This is a genomic window from Microcoleus sp. A2-C3 (genome assembly GCF_036706065.1).
Classification (GTDB): Bacteria; Cyanobacteriota; Cyanobacteriia; order Cyanobacteriales; family Microcoleaceae; genus Microcoleus.
The window spans coordinates 24,899-33,251 of the sequence record NZ_JAUBVX010000068.1 but is presented as its reverse complement, the minus strand read 5'-3'; the positions used below and the strand labels follow the sequence as shown (position 1 = coordinate 33,251).

Genomic DNA, 8,353 nt, shown 5'->3' with positions numbered 1-8,353 from the left:
ATGTTCATCGACAGAACTGTAAATTTATCCCCGATGCTAGTGGCATCCAATGCCAAGGCAATGTCCTCAACATTTTTTGGCAGTAAACTTAGCACCCACAACAGTAATGGAGCAAAACAACTACTCACATCGAAATCACGACGCTTTTGTCCTTTTTTAGCTGGGGCTTCTTGATACCATTCTTTTAATCGCTGACGGACTGTATTCGGCTTTTCTTCGTTAATGTCAGCGCTCAACTGCGAAACTTGGGTTAAACTGCTGGATTTGGTCATCACTACGCCAAAACTCCAAGTCGCTAACCCAATCGCTTGAGGTATTGACAGGTGAGCCATTTGTTTGGAGACAATACATGACCAATCCTTGAGATGCTTATTTTTCAGCATTGAGGTTTTTCCCGCAGCCACGTGTTTCGTTGAATCACCCTTATTTTCGCCTGGTTTAATTGATTTTATACTACCCCCTCGTAAAAAACCTACACCTGTCAGCCCCTGAACTTCTACCCGGAATTAGAAGCAACCTATCGCTACGCTATGCTGTGCGAAAGAGACTTTTTTCAGGCAGCGTGGGAAATATCGTATCGCTGTTATACCCAAAAGTAGACTATCACTAATGCACCCAAAAATGCAAAAGAGTTGATTAATACCCCTGCTGCGTTGGCTCGCATTCCGAGGGTCATCATCCCCCGAAGTAGCAAGGGAAACAGCGGATAGAATGCAACAGAATGCTGTTGTCCGTCATCGGCGTAGCTGTAGCCTAGAGTAGCGATTTGGGTGTACCATTTGCCGTCCCAATGGGAGAACAACTCCCACACACTTTTGGGAAGAAAGCCATTCACAAAACCCAAAATTGACCACGAATAAACCAGCGGTAAATCAGTATTGCTCATGGCTAAAACAGCGCAAAACTGTTGATTGAAAATTACACCATAGTCCGCTGCGCTCGCGATCGTCAAATATATACGTAAGTACAGCGGTACTGCTAATTTTAACGTCCGAGCTTATTGGGAATCCCTTCGCAGCCGCCGGGAATAGTCTCTCTCGACTTCGAGCCACACCAAGAGCAACAGTAGTGTCGTTGCTCGTCCGACAGTCGCTTGACAGCGGTAAAATCTGCACGTTCAACCACAGCGCCGGTATGTTCACCCGTTTGATAGTTGGGAAATTCCGTGCGGCTGCGGGGAGAAGCAGTTTCGACCGAGCCGTAGAATAATATCGCTGCTCTCATGTCAGCGCGAGTGAGATTCGCGTCGTACAGGATAGCGCGGGAGAGGTTTGCTTTGACTAAATCGCACTTGCTGAGATTCGCCCGGACGAGGTTGGCTTCACTCAACTCCGTCCACCGCAAATCGGTGCCAGCCATGTCAGCACCCGCTAACATGACATTCAGATCGATAACGCGGATACCGTAATCTCTATCTTCAGCGTAGCCGCCGTCGCCGTCAAGGATGGGGCGGCCTAAAAGCCGATCGCGCTTCAGAGGAGTAACCAGTCTCGACTGCGACAAAAACCGCAGAATTTTAGCCTTACCTTCAGCATCCACACTGCTCATAATCGCAGCGGTGCGGCCTTCGGCGATCGCCCTTTCCTGTGGCCAATCTTCCAAAAACCCTTGTTCATCAAGGGCTAAATCAGAAACCCCTTGAAAATAAGCATCAATAGTTTGCTGCTGCGTAATGCGATTTTGCTGAATCGTCAAATCCTTCGAGATTACGTACTGCCGCCAAGCCACGTAAACGCCCAAAATCGCGATCAAAATTTGACCCAAAGCGCCGATGACTTCGCCTACTGCTCCCACCGCATCCCAGTTAATCTTGATATTGCGGCTTCCCAGTTCACCGTTAGCCCCGCTGAGTATCAGCAAGCCAACTGTTCCCGCCAACAGCCCAAAGCTAGAGACGATCAGGGTGCGCCAAGTCGGAGGGATTACCTGCGTCCAGATTTTGCCCCAATTGGGCCACATGATCCGCAGGGCGATCGCGATCGCCAAAATCGCACCCAACAAACCGAGCCACACGATGTCGATGGCTAGCCCTATAATCATTGCTGCGATCGATCCCAATATCAACAGCGATCCCGACATCTCAGCATTCGTTTGTGGTGGCTGCAACGGCGCAAAAACCCTTGGGCTTGTTGGACGCGGAGGCAGCGGTTTTGTCGGTTCAGCAGTAGCAACGATTGTTGCTGATTCTGGTGGGACAGCAGGACTCGCACCGTTAGGACTTTCTACAGTCACGTTGGAATCGGGAGGATTGGGTTGAGAAGAGTTTTGTTCTGGTGTCATGCGTTGAGGCAAATTCTAATTTTGGGCGATCGCTAAAACGATTTTAACCAATGAAGCACGATTCTAGATAGCATTACAATAGAAATATCCAGTAATTACACTCAAAGAGGTAAAATAACATGACCCTGGTACTCCCTAATCTTCAAGGAAAACAAATGGGTCAAGTAATTACTACAATCACCGTCACGAATTTCATCGATCTAGTTATGGCCGAACGGGGATTCATTTCTACCGATGAAGTTCGTTCTGCGGTGAGCGACAACGTTCTTGTCGATACCGGAGCAACTCTGCTTTCTTTGCCAGCTCATATTATTAGCCAACTTGGTTTAAGACAAGTAGGAGAAAGAGATGTAGAAACATCGGCTGGCATCAAAAAAGGTCGGATTTTTGCAGGCGCTCAAATTATTGTAGAAGGGAGAGAAGGCAGATTTGATTGTTTAGAATTGCCCCAAGGCGTTTCCGCTGTTTTGCTGGGCGTGACTCCAATGGAAGAACTAGGCTTAGAACCAGATTTGAAAAATCGACGGTTGCGAGTATTGCCGATGAACAATCAACAAACATATCTCATGGCTTAGCCAAAGGTTGGGAGCATCTCTGTGAGAGCATTTACAGGGAGTGCGAGCCTCTCGCTCGCTATGTGTAAGCGAGCGAGAGGCTCGCACTTATAAAAAACGCTTTTGACGATTTATATGAAAGTTTTTCACCTACATCTAGCGAGCCAAATAAGCTCTCACAAAATACACGCCAACCGTCGCAAATATCAAAAAAATTATCCCAAAAACCAACTCTATACTAAACCTTTGAGCATTGCCCAAAGCCACAAGAATTTGCTGCCGCACTATAAAAGCAAACAGCCAGCAAATCTCCGCCTTCAGCCAAACTAAAAGGCTTCGCCCCAAGAGATATTGGCGGCGCGCATTTGGCTCAGTAATCCGTACCGGATAGTTAAAAGTATGCGGATAGCGCGATACCGCAGTTAAAACCACAAAAATAATAGCAGCCACTGCTGGTAGCATCCAAATCATCACCTTGTCGCCCAAAGCATCAGGCTGTCCCCCCAAGCCGAAGTGAATCGGAATTCGATCGGGCAAAACCGCCCAAAATTGTACAATCAGCAAAATCGACACTAAAATGGCGATCGCCCCCGCGAGCTCTACCGCCAAATCAGCGGGCGAAAGCCCCAGAGAAATAACAGGCCGTTGGTTTGGTGTTTTTCCAGTCATGGCTACCTGAAATTAGACTAATATTGAAAATAATAGTATTGGTTCCAATTTTATCCCCAGCAGCTTTTGTTGGGGGGTTTCCAAACATCCGCGAGGTTTTATGACGGTTCAGGTTTTGGTGGAAAAGAAAAAGTTAGAAAAACCGCCTCTAACAATACACACTTTAGGCGATCGCGTCCTGCGGCAGCCAGCAAAGCGCGTTAACAGCGTCGATGCAGAAATTCGGCAGTTAGTCCGAGAAATGCTGCAAACCATGTACAGTGCCGACGGCATCGGTTTGGCAGCCCCCCAAGTCGGAGTCAACAAACAAGTAATCGTGATCGACTGCGACCCAGAAAATCTGGCCACACCGCCAATGGTTTTGATCAACCCCACCATCAAAAGTAGCAGTGGCGATATCTGCATCTTGCAAGAAGGGTGTTTGAGCATTCCGGGAGTCTATTTTGATGTCAAACGCCCAGAAGTCATTGAAGTGTCATATCGCGACGAATTCGGCCGCCCGCAAACCTTGAAAGCAACTGAGTTACTGTCTAGAGTAATTCAGCACGAAATGGATCATCTCAACGGAGTGCTGTTTGTAGACAGAGTAGACAACAAGCTGGCACTGAATGAAGAATTAGTCAAGAAAAAATTTTCGCCCAAGGCAGTAAAATCAGTATGATGGCAGGAACTCCGAAAAGTGGTTTATTGTTAGCTCTTTGCTGCATCACTGCGATCGCCGCAGTCGGCTCAATCTTTGAGCTATCTTCGGGAAACGCTCAACTCGGCAATTTAGTCACAGGCATCATTCTCGCCCTCAGCATACCGCTCACAGGCATATTTTTCTATGCAGCCGTTCAGGATGCCAGAGCAAATCTATAATCATTAGTCATTGGTCATTGGTCATTGGTCATTGGTCATTGGTCATTGGTCATTGGTCATTGGTCATTGGTCATTGGTCATTGGTCATTAGTTATGAGTTATGAGTTATTAGTTATTAGTCATGAATCATTATTCAGAATCTAAAATCTCATAACTGTCGAATCAAGATTGCGGATAAATAACATCACATAACAGCGAACAAATGACTAATAACTGTGTTGTCAAGACAGCAGATCAATAACATCAGCTAACAGCTAATAAGTAATAACTAATAACTAATGACTAATGACTAATAACTAATGACCAATAACTAATGACTAATGACTAATAACTAATGACTAATGAAATCGGATTTCTGCGACAAGTGCCCGCCCAAGGCGCTGCGTCCGGGCCAGCGTCCAAGTACCCACTTTCTGAATATGGGGAAGTGGCGATCGGACGCGATCGCACTTGTCAAATAGCTTTAGAGTCGATCGCCCACGGCATGGTTTCCCGCCGCCACGCCGCAGTCCGTCCCCTAACTCAGGGTAATTGGACGAGATGGGAAATTTGCGACCTCAACAGCGCTAACGGAACTTATATTAACGGTCAAAAACTGCAAGGCTGCCAAACTTTACAAACAGGCGATCGCATCAGTCTCGGTGAAGACGGCCCTGAATTCATATTTGAATCTTCCGCAACCCCTCACCAAAATAAACCCGGATTCTCCCAGGCCCAAGTCGGTAATTTTGATCCACCCGAAAAGGACGCTCTAACTTTAACTCAATTATTCCCGATCGCCTCCACGGGAAAACAATTAAGCCAAAAAGCATACTTATATCCAGGTATTGCGACAGTTCTTTTTGTCGTGTCCATGTTTCTCGCCGTCGGAAATTCCGCAGCCTTCAACTTCCTGCTGTCAGCCTACCTCGCCGGTGCAGCTTACTACTTCATCTATCAACTGTGCGGCAAACACAAACCTTGGTGGGTATTGCTCGGTACCGCTTTAGCAACAGTCCTGATATTGCGCAGCCCCTTATTGATTGGATTTATATTAGTATTTAGAGAAATTTTGCCCGGTCGTTTGCCCGCAGAAGGCGAACAAATCAGTTTTTTACCTTTTTTAATCAGAATGTTCTTCGGGGCGGGTCTGATGGAAGAATTGCTGAAAGCCCTGCCCGTTTTGGGAGCGATGCTGCTGGGAAATTTACTAAAAAATCCGTGGCGCGATCGCATCGGCGTTTGGGAACCATTAGACGGAATTCTGTTAGGAAGTGCCTCAGCAGTGGGCTTTACACTACTAGAAACTCTCGGCCAGTACGTTCCCAATATCATCCAAAATATCACCCTGCAAGCAGGCCCAGAAGCCGGACAATTAGTAGGATTGCAATTGCTAATTCCCCGAATTTTAGGTTCCGCCGCCGGACACATGGCTTACAGCGGTTATTTGGGATATTTTATCGGTTTGAGCGCCCTCAAACCCAGGAAGCGCTGGCAAATTTTGGGCGTAGGTTATTTTAGCGCCTCCGCACTTCACGCATTGTGGAATGCGTCGGGAGCAGTCAGCGTACTTTTGCTGGCCTTAGTGGGAGTTTTGTCCTATGCGTTTTTGGTAGCCGCGATTTTGAAAGCCAGGGCTCTGTCTCCGAATCGAGAGCAAAATTTTGCTACTCGCATATTTTCTGAAAAGTGACTGCTGACTGCTTAATTGTTGAGGTACCAGGGCACGTCAAGCTGCCATTTTTTTCTTGTGTTTTAACCAGCTTAAACCTGCCAATGCTAAAGTTGTCCCCCCAACGGTGAGAGGTTCGGGAACTGGTTCGGGTGCGGTATCCACTAGAGTGTAAGAAACCTTCGCATCGTTGATAATTGTACGTCCGTCTATGGCAAGATGACGCTCCCTGTTGCTAATTAGTGTCTCACGATACCCCGAGAAATAAGATGGCCACATATCAAGACTGCTCGCCCCGTTGCTAACTATAGACCAAGATGCCCTGCTGTCATATTTGACGTAAAAAGGCCCTCCTGGTACGTCGGGAAGGTCAATTTCTCTAATCTCTCTTTCGTAGTCGCCTGTTTGCAGTCCGCGAAAATCCCCTTGAAAAAATAAAGCTATAGCCCCTGCTAAATCGTAGTAGTTTTTTGAGGCAGAGGCAAAAGTGTTAAATCTTCCCTCACCAACTGCAAGTTCTTCACGTCCTATTCCTGTCAGTGAAGAATTACTCAACTTAAAAAAACCACTACCTCCACCCTCTTCCACTTGAAAATTGTAGGTGAGGACGGCAGCCTGTGCTTTGTCAACTCCAGCCAATGACAACGCTGCCAAACTTAAAATTGTGCTGGCGATCGCACTTCCCAATTTCTGCCTTTGTTTTTGACTCATAGTCGCCTCATCAGCTTTTACGTAAGTGTACTTTCAATTCTAGATACCGATCGCCCGTAACTCAGCTTATACTTAACATAAATTTTTGTACGTTCAAATTACTTTTTAACGATTACTTTTGGGCAGAAAGCAGATATTTTTTGACCGTCCCGCAAAAATATGCCGCCTGGTTTGTGTTGTTTTGATGCTGCGGGCGATCGACCGCGCTGACCTACATATTTCATGAATTTTGTCAATACCAATTCCTAGAAGTTTGATCCCGTTGCTTCTGCCTCTGCCCTCCTTCGGCTACCCTACCGACAAGTCTTCCTTCTATCCGTTACATCCGTTACATCCGTTACATAATCCGTTGCCGAACTTCCTTCTCTTAGAAATTCTTCACAAATAGTTTGACTGTGGTACTATCTGGATGGCTGTGAGTAGCTTAGGGAAGCCAACGGGCTTGATTCCTGTGGTGGAGGAGAATCCAGGAGTGCTAGATAGGATGTCATTGGGATACGGAAATGTTTTCGGCCAGCGAAGTCAACCTGAACCCCTCCGTATTGGGGTAGTTGGGGTTGGCAATATGGGCCAGCACCACACGCGAGTTCTGAGCTTGCTAAAAGATATCGAACTCGTGGGTGTTTCAGATATAAATGTAGAGCGGGGAATTGATGTAGCAAGCAAATACCGGGTTCGCTTCTTTGAAGACTACCGAGATTTGCTCGCCCACGTAGATGCAGTTTGCGTCGCCGTTCCAACTCGCCTGCACCACGCTGTGGGGATGTCTTGTCTCCAAGCGGGAGTTCACGTTTTAATTGAAAAGCCGATCGCAGCTAGCATTGCTGAAGCCGAATCTTTGGTCAATGCGGCTGCTGAAGCCCACCGGATTTTGCAGGTGGGTCACATCGAGCGCTTCAATCCAGCTTTTCAGGAACTCGGCAAAGTGCTGAAAACTGAAGAGCTACTGGCATTGGAAGCTCACCGGATGAGTCCATATTCCGATCGGGCAAACGACGTATCGGTAGTTTTGGATTTAATGATCCACGACATCGACTTGCTCCTGGAATTGGCAGATTCCCATGTGGTGAAGCTGACAGCCAGCGGCAGCAGGGCCTCAGATTCAGGTTATTTAGACTACGTGACAGCGACGCTGAACTTTGCTAACGGCATTGTGGCCACCCTGACAGCAAGCAAGGTGACACACCGCAAACTCCGTTCAATCGCCGCTCACTGCAAGAATTCTTTGACAGAGGCAGATTTTCTCAACAACGAAATCTTGATTCACCGACAAACAACCGCCAATTACGTGACAGATTACGGTCAGGTGCTTTACCGTCAAGATGGGTTGATCGAGAAAGTTTACACCAGCAATATTGAACCGCTCCACGCGGAATTGGAGCATTTTATTAATTGCGTGCGGGGTGGAAATCAGCCTTCTGTGGGAGGAGAACAAGCTCTCAAAGCTCTTCGGCTTGCAAGTTCGATCGAGCAAATGGCTCTCGATGGTCAAGCTTGGTATCCCAAAGAGCTAGAGTCTACTTTGCAAGTTAGCTAAATCGAGAAAAATTGTGTCGTTTCCGGGTGCTTTTACAGTTTTGGTTTGTTGTTCGTTGAAAAGGTAACTGTTACCGCGCAACCGGATGCG

10 protein-coding genes and 1 pseudogene are annotated in these 8,353 nt (G+C 47.0%); 5 read left to right on the top strand and 6 right to left on the bottom strand.

Going from position 1 to position 8,353, the window contains the following annotated elements:
- The 3 genes and pseudogenes from QUB66_RS26505 to QUB66_RS26495 form a co-directional block, all read right to left on the bottom strand.
- Positions 1-383: pseudogene (locus QUB66_RS26505) on the bottom strand (hypothetical protein); the annotation flags it as partial.
- 200 nt (positions 384-583) lie between these two features.
- The gene (locus QUB66_RS26500) at positions 584-886 is read right to left on the bottom strand and encodes a mannosyltransferase family protein (protein ID WP_332970308.1); all 303 of its coding nucleotides are present in this window, start codon (positions 884-886) and stop codon (positions 584-586) included.
- A gap of 98 nt (positions 887-984) precedes the next feature.
- Positions 985-2,280, bottom strand: a complete 1,296-nt coding sequence (locus tag QUB66_RS26495; protein WP_265239185.1) for a pentapeptide repeat-containing protein — start codon at positions 2,278-2,280, stop codon at positions 985-987.
- 119 nt (positions 2,281-2,399) lie between these two features.
- On the opposite strand from QUB66_RS26495, the gene QUB66_RS26490 reads away from it, so the two are divergent.
- Complete coding sequence (locus tag QUB66_RS26490; RefSeq protein WP_265239184.1) at positions 2,400-2,855, top strand: aspartyl protease; 456 nt, start codon at positions 2,400-2,402, stop codon at positions 2,853-2,855.
- 135 nt (positions 2,856-2,990) lie between these two features.
- Here the strand turns inward: QUB66_RS26490 and QUB66_RS26485 are convergent, their stop codons facing one another.
- The gene (locus QUB66_RS26485; protein ID WP_265239183.1) at positions 2,991-3,503 is read right to left on the bottom strand and encodes a DUF1648 domain-containing protein; all 513 of its coding nucleotides are present in this window, start codon (positions 3,501-3,503) and stop codon (positions 2,991-2,993) included.
- 100 nt (positions 3,504-3,603) lie between these two features.
- On the opposite strand from QUB66_RS26485, the gene def reads away from it, so the two are divergent.
- The 3 genes from def (at position 3,604) to QUB66_RS26470 (ending at position 6,036) form a co-directional block, all read left to right on the top strand.
- A complete protein-coding gene (def, locus tag QUB66_RS26480; protein WP_332970307.1) occupies positions 3,604-4,164 on the top strand; it encodes a peptide deformylase in 561 nt (186 codons plus the stop codon).
- Positions 4,164-4,364, top strand: a complete 201-nt coding sequence (locus tag QUB66_RS26475; RefSeq protein ID WP_265239190.1) for a hypothetical protein — start codon at positions 4,164-4,166, stop codon at positions 4,362-4,364. Before def ends, QUB66_RS26475 begins: the two co-directional genes overlap by 1 nt.
- Positions 4,365-4,698: 334 nt before the next feature.
- Positions 4,699-6,036, top strand: coding sequence for a PrsW family glutamic-type intramembrane protease (locus QUB66_RS26470; protein ID WP_332970306.1), 1,338 nt, complete (start codon positions 4,699-4,701; stop codon positions 6,034-6,036).
- Positions 6,037-6,072: 36 nt separating this feature from the next.
- Here the strand turns inward: QUB66_RS26470 and QUB66_RS26465 are convergent, their stop codons facing one another.
- Together QUB66_RS26465 and QUB66_RS26460 are read right to left on the bottom strand one after the other, a co-directional pair.
- Positions 6,073-6,726 (bottom strand): PEP-CTERM sorting domain-containing protein, encoded by a 654-nt coding sequence (locus QUB66_RS26465; protein ID WP_332970305.1) that lies wholly within the window; start codon positions 6,724-6,726, stop codon positions 6,073-6,075.
- A gap of 98 nt (positions 6,727-6,824) precedes the next feature.
- Positions 6,825-6,950, bottom strand: a complete 126-nt coding sequence (locus tag QUB66_RS26460) for a hypothetical protein (RefSeq protein WP_332970304.1) — start codon at positions 6,948-6,950, stop codon at positions 6,825-6,827.
- 260 nt (positions 6,951-7,210) lie between these two features.
- Here QUB66_RS26460 and QUB66_RS26455 point away from each other — a divergent pair, with 260 nt between their 5' ends.
- Positions 7,211-8,263, top strand: a complete 1,053-nt coding sequence (locus tag QUB66_RS26455; protein ID WP_265239189.1) for a Gfo/Idh/MocA family protein — start codon at positions 7,211-7,213, stop codon at positions 8,261-8,263.
- Positions 8,264-8,353 lie beyond the last annotated feature (90 nt).